Consider the following 16,421-nt stretch of genomic DNA (forward strand, 5'->3'; position numbering starts at 1 on the left):
GAGATTATGGTATCTTGGGAAATTAAAGCCTTGGACAGGGAGATTGGTGAGATTAAGAAGTACTCCCTTGTCCTAATCCACCAGGAGGATCCCCTTTCAAGGGGAATAGATATCCTCTACCATATACTCACGGCAAAACTTAAGAAGGACAATCTGATAGGATACTTCAACATCTCTTATCCGCTCCCACTTGTGTTTAGGGCTCTGAGGAGATTTGGCATTGATCCCACTAAGGAGCTTGAAGAGCTTAGGTTGGCAATAATAGACACTTTTGGTAGCTTTCATGGTATAAGATCAACGATTAAAGGCGTATGGACTCTAGAAGGAATGCTGTCCTCAGAAACGCTACCAATCAAGTATGCTCAAGTTATAGAGGCTCACAAATCCGTGTGGGCCGAGAATAACATGTTTGAGGGAAGAGATATTTATGGGTTTGCAGTAGCGATTTCTTCCTACCTGGAGCTATTCGGGAGTCTTGAAGAGACCCTACGTTATCTTGAGCTGTCATCTGAAGTTAGGGCAGTTCATCCTGCATATAAAAAATACCCTAGGGGGACGAACTTTTGGTTGTGGATGGGGAAAGATCATCCCGATGTATTTGCTTCAGTATATAGGAGGGCAGATTATGTTCTCAGGACAAGGGGATACCTAACGGAGGATGGTATTAAGAGGGAGTTAACGGTGCTAAAGACTCCGGAGCTTGAAAAGGAAGTTATAAAGTTTGAGTATGAGTTCAAGAGGGACGGGATAAAGCTTTCAAAAATTTACTAATTCTTGTAAATCATTGCCAATAAGTTTTTAATATTTTACATTTTTATGTTGATTGATGAGAGTTAGAATAATCAGCGGTGAGCAACTAGCGAAAATGATAACCCTTGATCCTCAAGGAAATAGAGATCAGCGTGGAAACATTCTAGAGGATAAAGCAAGAAAAGCCCAGGAAATAGCAATAAAGGTCATCGAAGCTTTGGATGGGTTAGATATCTTGGGGTTTACATTCACATCTACGATAAACCGTTCGTTGGGCCGCTAAGGAAGATGGGGCATGTTACTGTTAAGGAGTTTAAACAGAGCCTTGGAGATAACTCACAGGGGGTGGTTGAAGATGGCTCCTAAAGTTGGAATTATTATGGGTAGCGATTCCGACCTTCCCGTAATGAAGGAAGCGGCCAAGGTTCTCGAGGAGTTCGGTGTTGAGTATGAGATGACGATAGTTTCAGCCCATAGAACTCCCGAGAGGATGTATGAATATGCAAAGAAGGCAAGAGAAAGGGGAATTGAGGTTATAATTGCAGGCGCCGGCGGGGCAGCCCACCTTCCTGGGATAGCAGCCTCAATGACTATCCTTCCCGTGATAGGAGTTCCGGTGAAGAGTGGGGCTTTGAATGGTCTCGACTCCCTCTTGTCGATGGTTCAAATGCCTACCGGAGTTCCAGTGGCTACAGTAGCAATAAACAATGCAAAGAATGCAGCTCTCCTTGCTCTGAGAATACTCTCGATAAAATACCCAGAAATTGCAGAGAAACTTGAGAAGTACAGGGAAGACATGAGGAGAATTGTTGAGGAAAAAGCTAGGAAGCTTGAGGAAGTCGGATGGATGAAGTACCTTGGAGAGGATGATTAGCCTTTCTATCTTTCTCTTTCTCATCCTTCCGCTTTTTCTTACTGGGATAGTAGTAGAATAGCCTAGCCCAATATGGCTTCATTCTTGACCCTCCACTATACTTTGGCAGAAATAAATTTATTGTTTTATTAATCTTTTTGATTTCTATAACAAAAAGAAAACAATATAAAACTAAAAATATAGATTAAAGAAGGTGCTTTCTCTTTTCATAATTCTGTGAATGCCACTCAGAAGATCTAGTCCTTAGTTCAATCATGTGGGCAACCATCTCCGCCTTCTTCTTGGCCTCCTGAACATCTTTGTCCCAAGCAAGAACTACTCCAAGCCTCCTCCCAGGATACGCTTCGGGCTTACCGAAGAATCTTACTGTCGTGTTGGGAACGCTTAATGCCCTAGCCAATCCCCTGAACCTCGGGGAATAACCGCTAACCTTTGCCTTTATCACGTGAGTTGCGGCCGGAGTTAGGAGTGGGAATAGCCTATACCCGTCAACCCATTCCCCAGGAATTGGAAGGCCAAGGACAGCCCTTAAGTGAAGGGCGAACTCCGAGAACCCTGGGGGATGGGAAGCTAGGGTAACCATGCCGGTGTCATGAGGTCTAGGAGAGACTTCATTGGCCCAAACCTTATCCCCTTTAACGAACATCTCTACACCGAAGAGACCTAAACCGCCGAGAACATCTGTTATTCTCTTTGCAATTCTGTACACTTCCCTCTCGGCCTTCTCGCTAATCTCGGCTGGCTGCCAGCTTGCGTGGTAATCACCATCAATCTGGTAGTGACCCACTGGTCTTGGAAGGGTTGTAACTATCTCGCCGTTCTCATCGAAGTGTCTCACGGCTAGTTCCGTAATCTCTACGTCGAAATCTATATGCTCTTCCACGATTATTTTCTCGGCACTTCCTCTAGCTTTCGTTTTAGCTTCTTCCCATGCCTTTGGTATATCCTCGGGACCCTTAACGAAGTACGAACCCTTGCCGGAGGAGCTCATTATTGCCTTGGTGTGGCAGGGATAACCTATCTTCTCACAGGCCTCATAAAGCTCGTCTAAGGTTGTAGCGTACATGTACCTCGAAGTTGGAACCTTTGCCTCCTTGACTAGTGTTTCTCTAAGTCTCTCCCTGTGCATTGCGATCCAGGTTGCCTTTGCGTTGGGAACTACGAAGTAGCCTTCCTTTTCAAATTCAAATAGAGCGTCGAGGTTTATCGCTTCAATCTCCGGGATTATTGCATCTGGCTTCTCCCTCTCAACGACGCTCCAAAGGAAGTCCTTATCCTTCATGTTGCCAACGTAACTCCTATGGGCCACTTGCATGGCTGGAGCGTTAGCGTACCTATCGACCGCAACAACTTCAACACCTAAACGCTGTGCCTCAATGGCTATCTCCTTGCCAAGTTCACCACTTCCTAATAAGAGTATTTTTTGAGCTGAATCAGTAGTTGCAGTTCCAAGCTCGTCTCTAAGCTTGATCATAGAACCACCTCCATTGACGTATATATGTTAAAGAATTGAATATATTTAAGAATTGTTTGACAAAATTATGTCAATAACAATTTAAGGTGAGAGAAGGGAAGAAAGTTACTCCACAAAAACAGCAGGTTTCAGAGGCATAGCTTGCTTCCTCTTCCCTCCCTTGTCTTCCTCAGGGTTTATAATGACTTCGATGCCCAGCTCCCTCTCAATGAAGTCCTTAGCTTCTCTTAGGGCCTTCTCCTCATTTATCTTCTTGACTTCAAAGACCCTATCCTTGATTAACCTCTGAACAATTTTTGCAACTTCTTTACCGTGCTTCCTTATCTCTTCATCCTTCATTAGCTCTGCCATTGCAGCCTTAAAGTCCTTCTTCTCAGCGACAACTTCGACAACACGCCACTTCCACTCTGGGGCCGTGTAGATGTACGCTCTCCTTGGGTTCTCTATCTTTGCAACCTCGATTATCTCCTTGATGTCTTCTATCAACGATTTGATGAACTCCTCTTCTGCCTCAACTTCCTCGTTCCACCACTCTTCTACTGGCTCTGGCCACTTAGCCAAGCTTACGAAGCCCTCCCCACCAAGCTTCTCCCAGAGCTCTTCGCAGATGTGCGGTGTGAAGGGTGCCATTAACCTGACCCAGACGTCTGCTAGAGTCCTTAGGACGAACCTCTTTGCATCATCGTCTCTACCTTCAGTCCTCCTCATGTACCATCTTAGGTCATTCATTATGCTGTAGAACGCCCACTGTACTGCCGTTCTCGTTCTAAACTCTTCTAAAGCCCTTGTTGTCTCAACTATGGCCTTGTTCAGCCTGTGAAGTAGCCACTTGTCAATTGCCTTCAGCTCGGTCGGCTTTGCTTCATACTCAGCGAACTGACTTATCAGCTCGTAGAACCTCTCAACCTGCCTCCTTAGCTTCCCTACCTCTTTTCTCCTCCAGTCGAAGTCGCTGTCGTGCTCCGCCAGACTCATTATGTAGAGCCTAACCACATCGGCCCCGTTCTCCTCTATCGCATCTATGAAGTTCAGCACGTTCCCCTTGCTCTTGCTCATCTTTTGTCCTTCTAAAGTTCCAAAGCCGTTAACCGCGATTCCCTTCGGCCAGTGTTTCTCCGGGAATATTGCCACGTGGTTGAATATGAAGAACGTCAGGTGATTTGGTATGAGGTCTTTACCCGAGCATCTCCAGTCGAGTGGATACCAGTACTCAAACTCCTCCTTCATCTCGTGGATTACCTCTGCAGGAACTCCGGTCTTCTTTTCTAGCTCCTTCTCTTTCTCCTCGTTGAACTCCTCCAGGAATATGTAGTCGAAGAACTCTCTCGTGAGCTTCTCGGGATCGAGCTTGCCCTCCTCTCTTAGCTTGTTTATGTGCCTGCTTATCGTGTAGTAGGCCATATAAATCGTTGAGTCGCTCAGGCTCTCTATTACCCAATCCGGATCCCATGGTAATGGAGTTCCTAGTCCAACTTTCCTCGCGCAGGCCTTCTTGTCCAACCAGTCAATTACTGCCTCGAACTGAGCCCTTCTCGTTTCAGGGTATATCTTCATCCTCTTCAGTGCTTCCCTAGCCTTCTCTTTCCACTCAGGGTTTCCGTAGTCTATAAACCACTGGTCATGGATTATCTTTATTACGGCCCTGTTTCCGAACCTTGAAATCACGTTCTTGTCGGCAAACTCGTACATTATCTCTGCTATTCCCTTTTCCATCATGTCCTTCGCTACAAGCTCCTTTACTTCTTGGACGGGCTTGCCTTCGTATGGTGGAACCTTAAAGATCCCCTTATGATACTCTACCTTGTAGATTGTTTTTGTTGCCTGTTCGAGCTTTTCTTTGTCCTTCTGGCTCTTTATTCCCAGCTTTTGAACCTCTTCAACTGCAGGGAACTCACCGTAGCCTTCAAGCTTTATCAGTGAGATGTAGCTTATTTCCTCAACCACCCGGGGGTCTATGTCGTACTTGAGAAGTATCTCGCTTTCCTTCTTTAGATCCTCCAAAGCTACGTGGTCGAAGGGAGCATGAGCAGGAACGCTCATGACGACTCCGGTAGCGTTATCAGGATCGACGAACTCCGCGGGGAGGATAATAACCTCATCACCGGTTACAGGGTTCTTAACGTACTTTCCAACTAGCTTTTCACCTTTAAACTCCTCTATAACTTCTATCTCTCTATCCTGGAACGAGAGCTTGTACGCTGCCTCCCTGCTGACTATCCACGTCTCAACTCTACCACCGCGCTTGACCTTCGCTTTAACGTACGTTGCCTCTGGGTTTATCCACATGTTCGTTACTCCGTAAACGGTTTCGGGCCTGAGGGTTGCTGCCGGTAGATATATCGTTTCTCCATTCTCCCTTAGCTCGAACTTGATTATCACGTAGTCGAGAATTGGGACATCTTCACCATCAACAAGGTCGTGATCTCCTAGGGGAGTTCCCACTACAGGATCCCACCTGACCCTGTGGGAGCCCTTAACTATATACCCCTTCTCTTTCAGCTTGTAGAACTGCCACTCTATGAACTTGCTGAACGGCGGGAAGAGCGAGGTGGTGTAGAACTCTCTGCTCCAGTCGACTGAAAAGCCTGCTCTTATGAACGTCTCCTTTGCGGCCTTCATGAAGTACTTGACTATGTTAATTGGATCCTCGAACGTCCACAGTACATCTTCGGGAACCTTGTAAACGTCCCTGTATATCCAGATGGTGTGCGGGTCGCGGTTCTTAATCCTCTCGGCTATTCCGACTATTGGAGAGCCAGTAATGTGCCATCCCATAGGGAACAGGACGTTGTAGCCCTGCATCCTCTTGAACCTTGCAATTACATCTGGAATCGTGTAAGTTCGTGCGTGCCCAACGTGCAAGTGGCCCGACAGGTAAGGGAATGCGACGGTTATAAAGAACTTCTTTTCCTTAGGCTTGTCCCTTATGTTCGGCTCGAAGACTTTCTCTTCCAACCAGCGCTTCTGCCACTTCTCCTCAATAGCCTTAAAATCTAGCTCTGGCATTTTAACACCCCCTTAGAAGAGCTACACTCAAGAATAGCCGGGTTATTTTTGGATTTGATGCTTTCAGCGGAGGAGAACTCGATCCCTCCTCATTAGCATCGGGTTTGGTTTAGTTGAGTAGTATTTAAGGTTTTTGGGTGCTATTCAATTGTTCCACCAGCCTTATAACTTACCCTGGGGTAAGTAACTTATGGTGGGGTAAGTTGCTATTTGACATCAAACCAAGAGCAGGAAGGAGGATCTGTACGATAGGGAGAGGGAGCTCAAGGAGTTTAAGGATGCCTTAAAGTTAGGGGAGAACCTCATCTTAATCTTGGGAATAAGGAGGGTCGGCAAAAGCTCCCTTTTAAATGTGGCCTTGAATGAGTCAAAACTTCCTTATGCAAAGATCGATGTTCGCTCCCTGTATTTCACATTCGGAACCATTCCCCAGGATGCCTTGATAAGGGAGACCCTTGAATCTTTCCTAAGATCTACGCGTGGATTTAAGAAGTTTAGAGTTAGCCTAAAGAGGCTTGTGGCCTCTATTAAAGGTGTCAAAATTTCGGGCTTAAAGGTTAGGATAGGGAGGAAGGTCCACTTAATTGATATCCTGGAAAAATAGATTCCTGGGGAGAGAGGGTGACAATAGCGTTTGATGAAGCCCAATGTTTGAGGTTTTCTGGCCTTCAGTACGATGGGCTGATTGCATACGCTATAGACAACCTTCCAAACGTGACCTTCGTGCTTACGGGCTCCGAGGTAGGAATGCTACACGATTTCCTTGGCCTTGATAATCCAAAAAAGCCCCTCTTCGGCAGATATGCTAGGGAAATAGTGCTGGAAAGGTTCAGTAGAGATAAAAGCATAGATTTTCTTATTAAGGGCTTTAGTGAGCTTTCAATTGACGTGTCCCAGGATGAAATTGAAGACGCTGTAGAGAAGCTCGACGGAATCGTTGGCTGGCTAACGATGTACGGCTACCTGAGGGGAGTCAGAAAGCTCTCTCATGAGGAAGCACTTTCGGAGCTTTTGAATATGGTGAGGTCTCTAGTTAGAAGCAAAAGATATGGAATAATATTGAAAGCTGTTTCATTAGGGAATGAAAGGTGGAGCGAGATAAAGGAATTCGTTGAGTCAAAAACTGGAAGAATTAATGATGCGAAGTTTTCTATTCTTCTGAGGAACTTGGTAAAGTACGGGTATTTGGACAAGATAAGGAAGTATAGAATCCAGGATCCTATAGTTAGGGAAATTATTAGGAGATATTGCTGAAAGTTTATCATTATTTTTTAGTATTGTTTTTAGTTTGCTTCATTATTCATTATTATTCATTGAGGATAACGTCAGACTTTTAATATAAAACTAATGAGCTCTTAAGAATTCAGAATGAAGCACTTTAAATAATATTTAATGGAACTGCTAATTGCTACTATTGTTCGAAAAATTTATAAGATTTCAAATTTTATAATAAATTGCACTTGAATGCTGAATGGGGGGGCAAAATGAGTAGGAAGGCCATCTTGGCCCTTATTATAAGTCTACTAACACTAGCGACAGTTTCCGTGGCAGCTGATGAAACTATAGCCAAAGAAATCATGCCTGATAAAAATTCGGAGAATTCCGAATCAACCCAAGTACCCCCATATTGCATTGTAACCCTATATGCATATGTCAACGCGCGCTTTAAGATGCCTCCCTGTTCACACATGCCAATTCTGATGCATAGTATTCACGATGGAGGAGATATTCCAGGAGCTATCGCTTCAGTGTTCTTTGGATATATACCCGGTCAAAGCATCGATGCCGCATGGACTGACTCTTACGGATCGGGATTTGGTAAATTCTGGCATGCCCATGCAGAAGTCAAAGTTTAAGGGTGAGCAATAATGGCTTCTAAGCATATATTTGGTGTCTTTCTCTTCCTTCTAATTTTGTTTTCAGCAAAGACAGTATTAGCGTCTCCCTATTGGCTTAAGGAAGGGGTTTACATGACTTATATAGCTCGAGCTAGTGAGCCTATAACTCCCGAAGATCTCCTAAATGCATCAAAAACTTCAAAGAATGGTGTATTATCAATAGTCTACAATTACTCGAATATCCCCTTTGTGATAAATATTTATGGGAATGGAAGTGTTAATTTCACAATTGTTTCAATCGACAGGGGATTTGCAAGGGTTCGCCTAACGATATCGGGTAACTACGCAATTGTCAGATACTACTACCTTAAAAATCAGAAACCAGGTTTTGATCCTTTTTGGGATGAGGACGCAGTTATAGATGTGAGAGAGGGACCAGCTCTATTAAGTTCAAATTACTACATGACTGAAATAGTGCTTAAGAGCATAATACTTGAGGGGGAGTATCTGATAGAGCTTAACACGGGAGATGTTTATGATTTAAAGGGGAATTACTATGGTAAAACAATTCTATGGAATGATCCAACTAATCCTTTGGAGAAAAATGAAACACTCTGCTTTGACTCCAAGGGAAGGCCTGTAAGGATTGCAGATGTCATGACTTCTAACACCTCAATTCTAACATACTACAAAACTTTCATGCCTCCAGCCGTACTCGTCAAGACAACGTTTGGTGTAGAAAAAGTTCCTCCAGATTTAGAAGCCGTTGGAAGAAACTTAATGATTTACGACGGCTCTTCGGGAATTTTGTTGAGCATGTTGGCATTTCACATCCCAGACGCCAAAGCTGCAGGATTTCCAATGTTATTTGGGTTTGACGAGTATATGCATAAGCTCAGTTGGGAATCTAAAAAAGAAGGAACTATGGTATCTGGTGGTCTCGTCCTCTACGACACGAATGCCAACTTCATTCAGCCTAAGAAGAATACTTACTCCCCGTCGACTTCTCCCCTTGCTTATGCCTACCTCGTAGGCATTATAGCTGTAGTCTTACTTGCACTTAGGTTCTTCGTAAGGAGGGGATATCATGAGTAAGTTAAGGGTTCTGCTTAACTGGGAACTAAATGACCCGCTTAAGGTTATTATTTTGATTACTGGCATGTTACTAAATGCCTTGATAATTCACAGGTCATATTTGAACGTTTCCTCTTCACTAACTCACTTTGTTGGGATTTCGACGTTGAGGATTAACCCCGAAAGTACTCACACAGCCATGATAATCGAGTCTCTCCTCCAGAATCTTAGCTTCTGGATGAACTCTCTCTCATTTCTGGTACTTCTTTGGTGTAATTACTTTCAGGCTTGATAGAGATTTTGGATATGCAAACTCCCTATACTCCCTTCCCTACTCAAAAACAAAGATACTTATAGCCAAGCTACTGGCGGTGTTAATGTTTTCCCTTCTTTTGATTCTTCTGCCATTCTTTTCTGTCACGATCCTGGCAAACTTTACAATAATTCGATATATACCAGCAATTCTATCTTCAAATCCCGTGACATTTCGCTTAATCATGGTTCTTTACGCGATTCTTTATTCGCTCGCTCTCATTCTTTTGATGTCTCTCCTCTCTCCTAATGTCTTTATAGCATTTATAACAAGCTTCTTACTCCTTTTTGCACCGATTTTTCTGCACCTTGGTGTTATCCCTCCAGCTCTCTTCATTTTTGCAAGCTATGAGGGTGGTCTTTCACCGATTGGACAAAAATTTCTAATTTCTGGAATCTTGATCCCCGCTATCCTACTCCTCTCCTCAGCACTTTTAATGAACAGGAGGGATATCAAATGAGACTCCTTACGGCCATTATTACTTTCTTTCTCCTACTCCCGGCAGCCATGGTAATTCAGTATTATGAGTATTCTAGGGAGATAAAGTCTGTAGGCCCCTATCCTTTACTTCCATCAGGGAAGGAAGGAGGACACTCAATAACATTCTCGACGCCGACTCAGTCCTTAGCTGAAATAGAATGCACTGGGGGTTCTGGATCTCTTGAAATCGTTGATATTTTCAGTGGCGAGATAGTTTTCTCAGCTCTCATCCATGGGCAGATCTCAGAAGAACTTGTTATTCCCCATGAAGGATCATACTACGTAGCTTATTTTGGTAACGGCTCTCTTTCCTGTGTTATAAGGTTCAAGGAGAACTATCCAACGGAGAGCGTCCAGAATGCAATCTACACTACTGGGACAGTATCCGCACTCGTTCTTGCGATCCTTCTCTGGAGGAGGTGGAGAAGGTGATAGTCGCTGAAAACCTAATAAAGCGTTTTGGGAGTATATATGCGCTGAGGGGGATAACCACAGAGATTCCGGAGGGAATGACGTTAATTCTTGGTCCCAACGGCGGAGGAAAATCAACTTTCCTGAAGCTCGCTACAGGAATCTACCGACCAACTAGCGGAAAGATATATGTTTTCGGAGAAGATCCTTGGAAAAGCGAGAAGATAAAGGAGATGATCGGTGTTTCCTATGATCCACCTTCTTTCCCCAAATTCATCACAGGTAGAGAATGGCTGATGCTCTTTGCATCGGCTAAGGGACATGGAGAAGAGGAAGTAGAAAGAGTTGCCAAGCTGTTCAATATCGACTTTCTCGACAAGAGAATAGGAGGATATTCCTCCGGAATGTTAAAGAAGCTAAGTGTGGCTCAGGCTTTTATAGGAGAACCAAAGCTCATATTCTTAGATGAACCTCTAGCCAACCTTGACTTCAAGAGTATTGCTAAGTTTGTTCGGCTTATGAAGAAGTTAAAAACAAGTGAAGAAGCAAGCTTTGTTGTTATCAGCCATATTTGGGAACCTCTACTCCCACTTGCTGACAAGGTTCTCGTTATCGCAGATGGAAAGCTCGTGCTTGAGGGGGATGTGGATGACGTGCAGGAGAAAGTTGAGATGCTTTTCAGGCCAAAGGTGGATATCGAAGAGTGATGCATAAATTGGAACCTTTGAGTTAATACGCTATGAGGAACATAATAACAAGTCTAGGTGTATTATATGATCTCAGATATTTTTTTATGGAACTTGATCAAGCTGTTGCAACTATATGCAAAAATTATGCATGTTGACAAACCGGGGGAGAATGGAGTTGGAGGTTTCGGAATTTTCCTCAAACTTATAGTCAGGAATCCTTACAAGATCTAAGCAATTGCGTCAATACAGTCTTGGGTTTTAGTAGTTCTTTCCCCAACGTACTACAAGTCCGACCCGCCAGTGTTCCTTTTGAATCCAGTAAACTTCCCTCCTTAACATCCTGGGAGCGGCCGTTGATGTGGGAGCCATTGATGCCTTATCCTTTGCAATACCACTAATCCTCACAGCTATCTTCCGGGGATACGTTCATAAGAACATGCAGGCCTCTTACATGCTTGAGAAGCCTTTCTAACCTCAATTTTTATTTCTGGGCAGTATGGAGACTTCATTGGAAGTTGTGACAATGGAAAAGCTGAAATCCGTCAAGCTTGTCAATTGGGAGCATTAGGTATTTATAGTGCACTAGCCGTAATACTACATTGGTGATATGTAATGGTAACCGTAACAAAGAAATACCAAGTCACTATACCCAAGGAAGTGAGAGAGGCCCTTGGAATAAGGGCTGGAGACGAAGTTGTATTCGTGAAAACAAAGGAGGGGTATGTAATTAAACGTCTCGAAGACTTCGTTAAAGAGATGGCAGATCTTGCAAAAGACATCGATGAAACTATAGAAGAAACTAGAAAAGGTCTCAGTAAAATATTCGGGGAGGCTCATGAATGAAAGTTGTTCTCGATACAAATGTTTTTCACAATTGGAAGTTCTTACTTTGGCTGAAAGATTCTCCGTATTCTCCTGTCACAAGTTCAATAGCATATGCCGAGTACCTCTACCATCAGTCTAAGAAACTAGGTAGCATTGAAGAAGGAAAGAGTGCTGTTGATACACTGTTTCAGAGTATTCGCATTGAAGTTATGAAATTTGACAAAGAATGTGCCGTAGAAACTGTGAAAGCCGTCTGGGGGAGATGGGACTTTAGAAAAAATGCGAGGGATTATATGATAGGAGCGCTAGCAGTAAAGCTGAATGCTCCCTTGATAACATATAACAAAAAGCACTTCGAGTGGTATGATAAAGTATATATCCCTGAGGAATTTATGGAGCTTTTGAAATAATCCAGCGTTATCTTAATAATCTTAAAAGGAATAGAATACCGAGAGGCGGGAAGAATGAAAGTGCTGAGTACTGGAATCAAAAAGTTGGACAATATTGTTGGCGGAGGAATCGTTGAGGACACAGTATTTACAATAATCTATGATACCTACTCTTACGGCTGGGCTCTTGGCATTAAGATCCTCCTAAACAGAATAAGGGAAGGAGACTTTGGGGTAATATTAAACACTGTGCTTCCAATATCGTCGTTAGACTTAGAAACTGAACTATTTGGACTAAAAATTAGAGAAGAGGGTGAAAAAGGGAATTTAGTCGTTATAGATCTATTTGCAACTGCAAATGGGATAAACTATCCACACGACTACGTTTACACAATTGGTAGCTTAGATCCATCAACTTATCTACCAAAGTTCCTTTCAGTCTACAGGAAAATCCTTGAGGAAAAAATAAAGGAGAAGAGACCCATAGGGATAGTTATAACCATGGATGGGTATAAGTTGCTCATGGGAGAGAATCATTCAATAAAGCTAGTTCAAAAATCTGTTGCAATTAAAGAGACCGCTAGAATCACGGAAAAAAGAAAGAGACCAATAAATATTTGGCTCCTAAACAAGGATAGAGTTTCTAAGGAGTACATCTCTTGGCTGGCTTTATACAGCCAGTACATAATTGAAGTCAGGTCGTCGGAGGAGACACCTGGTTACGAGGTGATGTTCGTTAGAAAATCTCCCTTACCGGACTTTGAGCCGGGAGTTTATAAGCTGTACATAAAGGGGGGTAACTTAAAAATTGGATGATAAACTTTAAAAGACAGTTCTCAAAGCCAAACCCGAACGGCCGGGATGTTCCCGGAAGGGGAGAACCGGAGATGGAGGGAGAAAGATGGGAATGTACAAGTACATTAGGGAAGCATGGAAGAACCCGAAGAAGAGCTATGTAGGTCAACTACTCAAGCAAAGGATGATAAAGTGGAGGAGAGAGCCTGTAGTCGTTAGAATCGAGAGGCCCACGAGGCTTGACAGGGCTAGGGCTTTAGGTTACCAGGCGAAGCAGGGCTACGTTATCGTTCGCGTTAGGGTCAGAAGAGGAGGAAGGAAGAGGCCCAGGTGGAAGGGCGGAAGGAAGCCAAGCAAGATGGGTCAGCTTAAGTACTCACCTAAGAAGAGCCTCCAGTGGATCGCAGAGGAGAAGGCTGCAAGGAAGTTCCCGAACCTTGAAGTTCTCAACAGCTACTGGGTCGGCGAGGATGGTATGTACAAGTGGTTCGAGGTAATCCTAGTTGATCCCCACCACCCAGTCATTAAGTCGGATCCTAAGATAGCTTGGATAGCACTCAAGCACCACAAGGGCAGGGTGTTCAGAGGCCTCACTTCGGCTGGTAAGAAGGGAAGAGGCCTCAGGAACAAGGGTAAGGGTGCAGAGAAAGTTAGACCAAGCATTAGGGCGAACGAAGGTAAGGGCAAGTGATTATTGGACTCTGAATAGCATTGCCCTCTCATTTTCTTCCCATGCTTCTGGCGTATATGCAACTATCACAGTTCCTTTTTCTTTCAGGGCATAGTCCCTTAATGTGTGGAGGAATTTTAGCAACGATTTTAGGTCATTATAAAGCCTTAAGTACTCTAAGCAGTCAATAGCAACAACTCCCCTTCCTCCAGCCTCCTTAACTTCCCTCATGAACCTTACTGCTAGGTGGGTCATCTTCTCTAGCTCAGTTGGCCTGATCCCGTTTTCTACTTGAGAGTTTGTGACGTAGAATACGATCCAGCTCTTGGATTTCTTTGTCATGTCTCTTGTGAACAATAAGACCGGCTTGTCTTCAAGTGTTTCTAGGAGGACTTCAAAATAAGCATCGGGAACGATCTTCATTCCTGGTTTTATTTCGGGAATTTTTCCCTTACTGATGTCTTTCACGAGTCTTGAATATTTATGAACGCTGGTGAATGATAATAAGATAGCTCCGGCCAATATGAAGAGTACGTCAATAATAGTGTCTCCGATGAATTTGTACAAAGTTAAGTCAATTCCTAGAACTATCATTCCGATGCTCGTTATAAGTCCTTCCTTTTCCAATCCTTTCCAAAGTATATATGCAGAAATCAGAAGCATAAAACCTGCGTCTCCAGCTATCCCTCCAACGAAGGCTTTTTTAAAGCCGAATGTTACCGTTATTAGCCTATATAATACATGACTGAGTGGAACAAGGAGATACCATCTAACGTGTCTAAGTGCTGTAGGGGATAGATCTTCCAATAAAAGAACGGTGTAAAGGGATATTCCTAGGGCATAAAAGTAAAGGAATATCTCGGCTATTTGTGTTGAAATGTTGACATATCGGAGGAAATAGTGGAGAGATAAGGCTATCCAGCCAAATCCTCCATAAAAGGCATCTTTTCTCCTTTCTTTGTATGATATCCTGAAGAAGTAGACCGCTGTTAGCATGCTTATCAGGGATATTATGACTCTCGAAATTGATTCTAGGCTCATATCTTCACCGTCCTGGCTTAGAGGCTACAATTCCAAGGGCTTCTTCACTCTTCTTAACTCCAACAAAGCCTACACGCCTTAACCTTTCCATAACACCTCTTTGAATGTCTTTTCGTCTGTACCTCTTTCCTGGGTTTCCCACGTAATGGAAAATCCTTCCCCCAGGCTTAAGAACCCTGTACATTTCCCTATAAAACTCTTCGCTATACAGCTCTCCCGCTAGGGAAAACCTGGGAGGGTCGTGAATTATAACGTCAAATTCTTCGTCATTGAATTCCTTTATTACTTCGTATGAATCTCCATGAATTACTTTTATCCTTGGATTCGAGAATAGTTCAGCACTCCAAGGGTTTATCTTTGCCAGCTCAATAACGTTTGGATCCTTCTCGATTGTTACCACGGTGGCTCCCCTCTTAGCTGATTCGATTGCAGTATAGCCAAGACCCATGCACGTATCAAGTATCCTCTCCCCCTCCCTGGGATTAACGGTATTTACCTTGGCTACGGTATCTTTCATGGGGTCTGTGTCCTTAGTTCTATGCATTCTTATCCCGTTTATCTCTATGGTAGGAGGAATAGTTGGAACAAGCTTGTAGAAGTGCTCTCCAGCTATTGCTGCCTTGAAAACTTCTCCATCCCTTATGAAATAAACTGTTCCCTCATCTTCAGCTATCTTCTCTATTATTCTCCTCTCCACCTTACTCCCATCGGGAAATAAATAATAATTGTTCACCCTAATAACTCTAACCATGTTCTTAGTCTTGCCAAGGTCGACGTTTATCAGCTCTATACCCCTGAGTAAACCTCTTGCCTCCCTAAAGGTGAGGTAAATCATCATGACCCTCAGCCAATTACCCTTTCAAACACCCTCTTGAAGTTTTCGAATGTTATTCCCTCAACCTCCTTTTTGCTGAACCTCTCATTTAGCAATTCTACTAACTTTGGAATCTTTGACTCGTTTTCAAAACCTTCAATGCTCTTTCCACTCCATCCTGGGAGATAATAGACAAAGTCAAATCCAAGCCCCACGTGCTTGTATCCCACAAGGTTCACCATGTACTCAATATGCTCGACGTACTTCTCTATCGTTGGCTTTTCCTTATCAACAAAGGCGGGAATTGCAACTGCCCCGATAACTCCATCTCTTTCAGCTATCGCCTTTATCTGTTCATCCGTCAAGTTTCTTGGGTTGTCGCACAGTGTTTTTGCGTTTGAGTGGGATGCTATTACGGGAAAGCCAGTTACATCTAAGGTGTCCCAGAACCCTGCTTCATTTATATGGCTTAGATCAAGAATTATCCCCAATTCTTCAGCCTTACCAACTACTTCAACACCGAAATTTGTGAGTCCCCCGTTGGTTCTCTCGAAAACACCATCCCCAATCTGGTTCCTCAGGCTCCACGTTAGAGTGAGAACCCTCAGTCCCAGGAAATAAAGTATTTCAAGAACATCTAAGCTCTCCACGGGTTCTCCTCCCTCGATTCCGAGCCAAAATGCTACTTTCCCTGCCTTAATGGCCTCTTCCATCTCCTTTACGTTCCCAACTATCTCAAATTTACTGCTTTCTTCAACATCTTTAGAAAGCCTGTTTATGGCTTCAAGGGTGTATCGAAGGATTATTGGCCTCTTTTCCGGCCTGCTCCATACGCTCATAACCCTTGCGGATATTCCATTAAAAAATTCGTCGAATTTTTCCTCGAGTACCCTTGTCTTTCCCTTTTCTCTCTCTTCGTAGACGTAGGTAGGCAAGTCTGAGTGTGCGTCGAATATCATCTGACCACCTCCTTGAGAT

21 protein-coding genes are annotated in these 16,421 nt (G+C 43.6%); 15 read left to right on the plus strand and 6 right to left on the minus strand.

The annotated features are described in order from the left end of the window. The first annotated feature begins 6 nt into the window (after positions 1-6). Genes P8X24_RS05995 through purE form a run of 4 tightly spaced genes read left to right on the plus strand, consistent with a single transcriptional unit; the run spans position 7 to position 1,624 of the window. The gene (locus P8X24_RS05995) at positions 7-771 is read left to right on the plus strand and encodes a hypothetical protein (protein ID WP_372914525.1); all 765 of its coding nucleotides are present in this window, start codon (positions 7-9) and stop codon (positions 769-771) included. A gap of 55 nt (positions 772-826) precedes the next feature. After that, positions 827-1,033: a hypothetical protein gene (locus P8X24_RS06000; protein ID WP_372914526.1), complete on the plus strand. Its 207-nt coding sequence runs from the start codon at positions 827-829 to the stop codon at positions 1,031-1,033. Then, positions 1,003-1,116 carry a hypothetical protein gene (locus P8X24_RS06005; protein WP_372914611.1) on the plus strand — a complete coding sequence of 38 codons (114 nt, stop codon included), beginning with the start codon at positions 1,003-1,005 and terminating at the stop codon, positions 1,114-1,116. The genes P8X24_RS06000 and P8X24_RS06005 overlap by 31 nt, the downstream gene beginning before the upstream one ends. Then, positions 1,106-1,624: a 5-(carboxyamino)imidazole ribonucleotide mutase gene (gene purE / locus P8X24_RS06010; protein ID WP_372914527.1), complete on the plus strand. Its 519-nt coding sequence runs from the start codon at positions 1,106-1,108 to the stop codon at positions 1,622-1,624. The genes P8X24_RS06005 and purE overlap by 11 nt, the downstream gene beginning before the upstream one ends. 184 nt (positions 1,625-1,808) lie before the next feature. On the opposite strand, the gene purT is transcribed toward purE, so the two are convergent. Both purT and leuS read right to left on the minus strand, forming a co-directional pair. Further along, the gene (purT, locus tag P8X24_RS06015) at positions 1,809-3,098 is read right to left on the minus strand and encodes a phosphoribosylglycinamide formyltransferase 2 (RefSeq protein WP_372914528.1); all 1,290 of its coding nucleotides are present in this window, start codon (positions 3,096-3,098) and stop codon (positions 1,809-1,811) included. 105 nt (positions 3,099-3,203) lie between these two features. Continuing rightward, on the minus strand, positions 3,204-6,104 hold the full coding sequence (gene leuS / locus P8X24_RS06020) for a leucine--tRNA ligase (protein ID WP_372914529.1): 2,901 nt from the start codon (positions 6,102-6,104) through the stop codon (positions 3,204-3,206). Between the two features lie 313 nt (positions 6,105-6,417). On the opposite strand from leuS, the gene P8X24_RS06025 reads away from it, so the two are divergent. From P8X24_RS06025 to P8X24_RS06045, 5 genes are all read left to right on the plus strand, one after another. Then, positions 6,418-6,708 carry a hypothetical protein gene (locus P8X24_RS06025; protein ID WP_372914530.1) on the plus strand — a complete coding sequence of 97 codons (291 nt, stop codon included), beginning with the start codon at positions 6,418-6,420 and terminating at the stop codon, positions 6,706-6,708. A gap of 17 nt (positions 6,709-6,725) precedes the next feature. Beyond that, entirely contained in the window at positions 6,726-7,358 is a 633-nt protein-coding gene (locus P8X24_RS06030) for an AAA family ATPase (RefSeq protein WP_372914531.1), read from the plus strand. A gap of 230 nt (positions 7,359-7,588) precedes the next feature. After that, a complete protein-coding gene (locus P8X24_RS06035; RefSeq protein ID WP_372914532.1) occupies positions 7,589-7,960 on the plus strand; it encodes a hypothetical protein in 372 nt (123 codons plus the stop codon). A 12-nt stretch (positions 7,961-7,972) separates the two neighbouring features. Next, on the plus strand, positions 7,973-9,037 hold the full coding sequence (locus P8X24_RS06040) for a hypothetical protein (protein ID WP_372914533.1): 1,065 nt from the start codon (positions 7,973-7,975) through the stop codon (positions 9,035-9,037). Continuing rightward, a complete protein-coding gene (locus P8X24_RS06045; RefSeq protein ID WP_372914534.1) occupies positions 9,030-9,308 on the plus strand; it encodes a hypothetical protein in 279 nt (92 codons plus the stop codon). Before P8X24_RS06040 ends, P8X24_RS06045 begins: the two co-directional genes overlap by 8 nt. A 225-nt stretch (positions 9,309-9,533) precedes the next feature. Here the strand turns inward: P8X24_RS06045 and P8X24_RS06050 are convergent, their stop codons facing one another. Then, on the minus strand, positions 9,534-9,665 hold the full coding sequence (locus tag P8X24_RS06050; RefSeq protein WP_372914535.1) for a hypothetical protein: 132 nt from the start codon (positions 9,663-9,665) through the stop codon (positions 9,534-9,536). Between the two features lie 120 nt (positions 9,666-9,785). Between P8X24_RS06050 and P8X24_RS06055 the strand changes: the two genes are divergently transcribed. The 6 genes from P8X24_RS06055 (at position 9,786) to P8X24_RS06080 (ending at position 13,609) form a co-directional block, all read left to right on the plus strand. Further along, the gene (locus P8X24_RS06055) at positions 9,786-10,241 is read left to right on the plus strand and encodes a hypothetical protein (protein WP_372914536.1); all 456 of its coding nucleotides are present in this window, start codon (positions 9,786-9,788) and stop codon (positions 10,239-10,241) included. After that, positions 10,238-10,927: an ABC transporter ATP-binding protein gene (locus P8X24_RS06060; RefSeq protein ID WP_372914537.1), complete on the plus strand. Its 690-nt coding sequence runs from the start codon at positions 10,238-10,240 to the stop codon at positions 10,925-10,927. The genes P8X24_RS06055 and P8X24_RS06060 overlap by 4 nt, the downstream gene beginning before the upstream one ends. A 594-nt stretch (positions 10,928-11,521) precedes the next feature. Further along, positions 11,522-11,752: an AbrB/MazE/SpoVT family DNA-binding domain-containing protein gene (locus P8X24_RS06065; RefSeq protein ID WP_372914538.1), complete on the plus strand. Its 231-nt coding sequence runs from the start codon at positions 11,522-11,524 to the stop codon at positions 11,750-11,752. After that, positions 11,749-12,144, plus strand: a complete 396-nt coding sequence (locus P8X24_RS06070; RefSeq protein ID WP_372914539.1) for a type II toxin-antitoxin system VapC family toxin — start codon at positions 11,749-11,751, stop codon at positions 12,142-12,144. The genes P8X24_RS06065 and P8X24_RS06070 overlap by 4 nt, the downstream gene beginning before the upstream one ends. Before the next feature lie 54 nt (positions 12,145-12,198). Next, positions 12,199-12,939: a hypothetical protein gene (locus tag P8X24_RS06075; protein WP_372914540.1), complete on the plus strand. Its 741-nt coding sequence runs from the start codon at positions 12,199-12,201 to the stop codon at positions 12,937-12,939. An 85-nt stretch (positions 12,940-13,024) separates the two neighbouring features. Continuing rightward, on the plus strand, positions 13,025-13,609 hold the full coding sequence (locus tag P8X24_RS06080; RefSeq protein WP_068321172.1) for a 50S ribosomal protein L15e: 585 nt from the start codon (positions 13,025-13,027) through the stop codon (positions 13,607-13,609). Here the strand turns inward: P8X24_RS06080 and P8X24_RS06085 are convergent, their stop codons facing one another. From P8X24_RS06085 to P8X24_RS06095, 3 genes are read right to left on the minus strand one after another with little or no spacing between them, the layout of a single operon-like run. Further along, positions 13,610-14,629 (minus strand): DUF835 domain-containing protein, encoded by a 1,020-nt coding sequence (locus P8X24_RS06085; protein ID WP_372914541.1) that lies wholly within the window; start codon positions 14,627-14,629, stop codon positions 13,610-13,612. A gap of 4 nt (positions 14,630-14,633) precedes the next feature. Next, the gene (locus P8X24_RS06090) at positions 14,634-15,467 is read right to left on the minus strand and encodes a class I SAM-dependent methyltransferase (protein WP_372914542.1); all 834 of its coding nucleotides are present in this window, start codon (positions 15,465-15,467) and stop codon (positions 14,634-14,636) included. 5 nt (positions 15,468-15,472) lie between these two features. Then, positions 15,473-16,402, minus strand: coding sequence for a dipeptidase (locus tag P8X24_RS06095; RefSeq protein ID WP_372914543.1), 930 nt, complete (start codon positions 16,400-16,402; stop codon positions 15,473-15,475). Between the last annotated feature and the right edge of the window lie 19 nt (positions 16,403-16,421).

Origin of the sequence: Pyrococcus kukulkanii (genome assembly GCF_041647995.1) — an archaeon.
In the GTDB taxonomy this organism is placed as follows: Archaea; Methanobacteriota_B; Thermococci; order Thermococcales; family Thermococcaceae; genus Pyrococcus.

Excerpts from the sequence above, each read along its gene's own strand:
- P8X24_RS06085 (WP_372914541.1), bottom strand. The coding sequence starts at position 14,629 with ATGAGCCTAGAATCAATTTCGAGAGTCATAATATCCCTGATAAGCATG.
- P8X24_RS06080 (WP_068321172.1), top strand. The coding sequence starts at position 13,025 with ATGGGAATGTACAAGTACATTAGGGAAGCATGGAAGAACCCGAAGAAG.
- leuS (WP_372914529.1), bottom strand. The coding sequence starts at position 6,104 with ATGCCAGAGCTAGATTTTAAGGCTATTGAGGAGAAGTGGCAGAAGCGC.
- P8X24_RS06000 (WP_372914526.1), top strand. The coding sequence starts at position 827 with ATGAGAGTTAGAATAATCAGCGGTGAGCAACTAGCGAAAATGATAACC.
- purT (WP_372914528.1), bottom strand. The coding sequence starts at position 3,098 with ATGATCAAGCTTAGAGACGAGCTTGGAACTGCAACTACTGATTCAGCT.
- P8X24_RS06040 (WP_372914533.1), top strand. The coding sequence starts at position 7,973 with ATGGCTTCTAAGCATATATTTGGTGTCTTTCTCTTCCTTCTAATTTTG.
- P8X24_RS06070 (WP_372914539.1), top strand. The coding sequence starts at position 11,749 with ATGAAAGTTGTTCTCGATACAAATGTTTTTCACAATTGGAAGTTCTTA.
- P8X24_RS06090 (WP_372914542.1), bottom strand. The coding sequence starts at position 15,467 with ATGATGATTTACCTCACCTTTAGGGAGGCAAGAGGTTTACTCAGGGGT.
- P8X24_RS06035 (WP_372914532.1), top strand. The coding sequence starts at position 7,589 with ATGAGTAGGAAGGCCATCTTGGCCCTTATTATAAGTCTACTAACACTA.
- P8X24_RS06065 (WP_372914538.1), top strand. The coding sequence starts at position 11,522 with ATGGTAACCGTAACAAAGAAATACCAAGTCACTATACCCAAGGAAGTG.
- P8X24_RS06045 (WP_372914534.1), top strand. The coding sequence starts at position 9,030 with ATGAGTAAGTTAAGGGTTCTGCTTAACTGGGAACTAAATGACCCGCTT.
- P8X24_RS06050 (WP_372914535.1), bottom strand. The coding sequence starts at position 9,665 with ATGAAGAGAGCTGGAGGGATAACACCAAGGTGCAGAAAAATCGGTGCA.
- purE (WP_372914527.1), top strand. The coding sequence starts at position 1,106 with ATGGCTCCTAAAGTTGGAATTATTATGGGTAGCGATTCCGACCTTCCC.
- P8X24_RS06055 (WP_372914536.1), top strand. The coding sequence starts at position 9,786 with ATGAGACTCCTTACGGCCATTATTACTTTCTTTCTCCTACTCCCGGCA.
- P8X24_RS05995 (WP_372914525.1), top strand. The coding sequence starts at position 7 with ATGGTATCTTGGGAAATTAAAGCCTTGGACAGGGAGATTGGTGAGATT.
- P8X24_RS06075 (WP_372914540.1), top strand. The coding sequence starts at position 12,199 with ATGAAAGTGCTGAGTACTGGAATCAAAAAGTTGGACAATATTGTTGGC.
- P8X24_RS06095 (WP_372914543.1), bottom strand. The coding sequence starts at position 16,402 with ATGATATTCGACGCACACTCAGACTTGCCTACCTACGTCTACGAAGAG.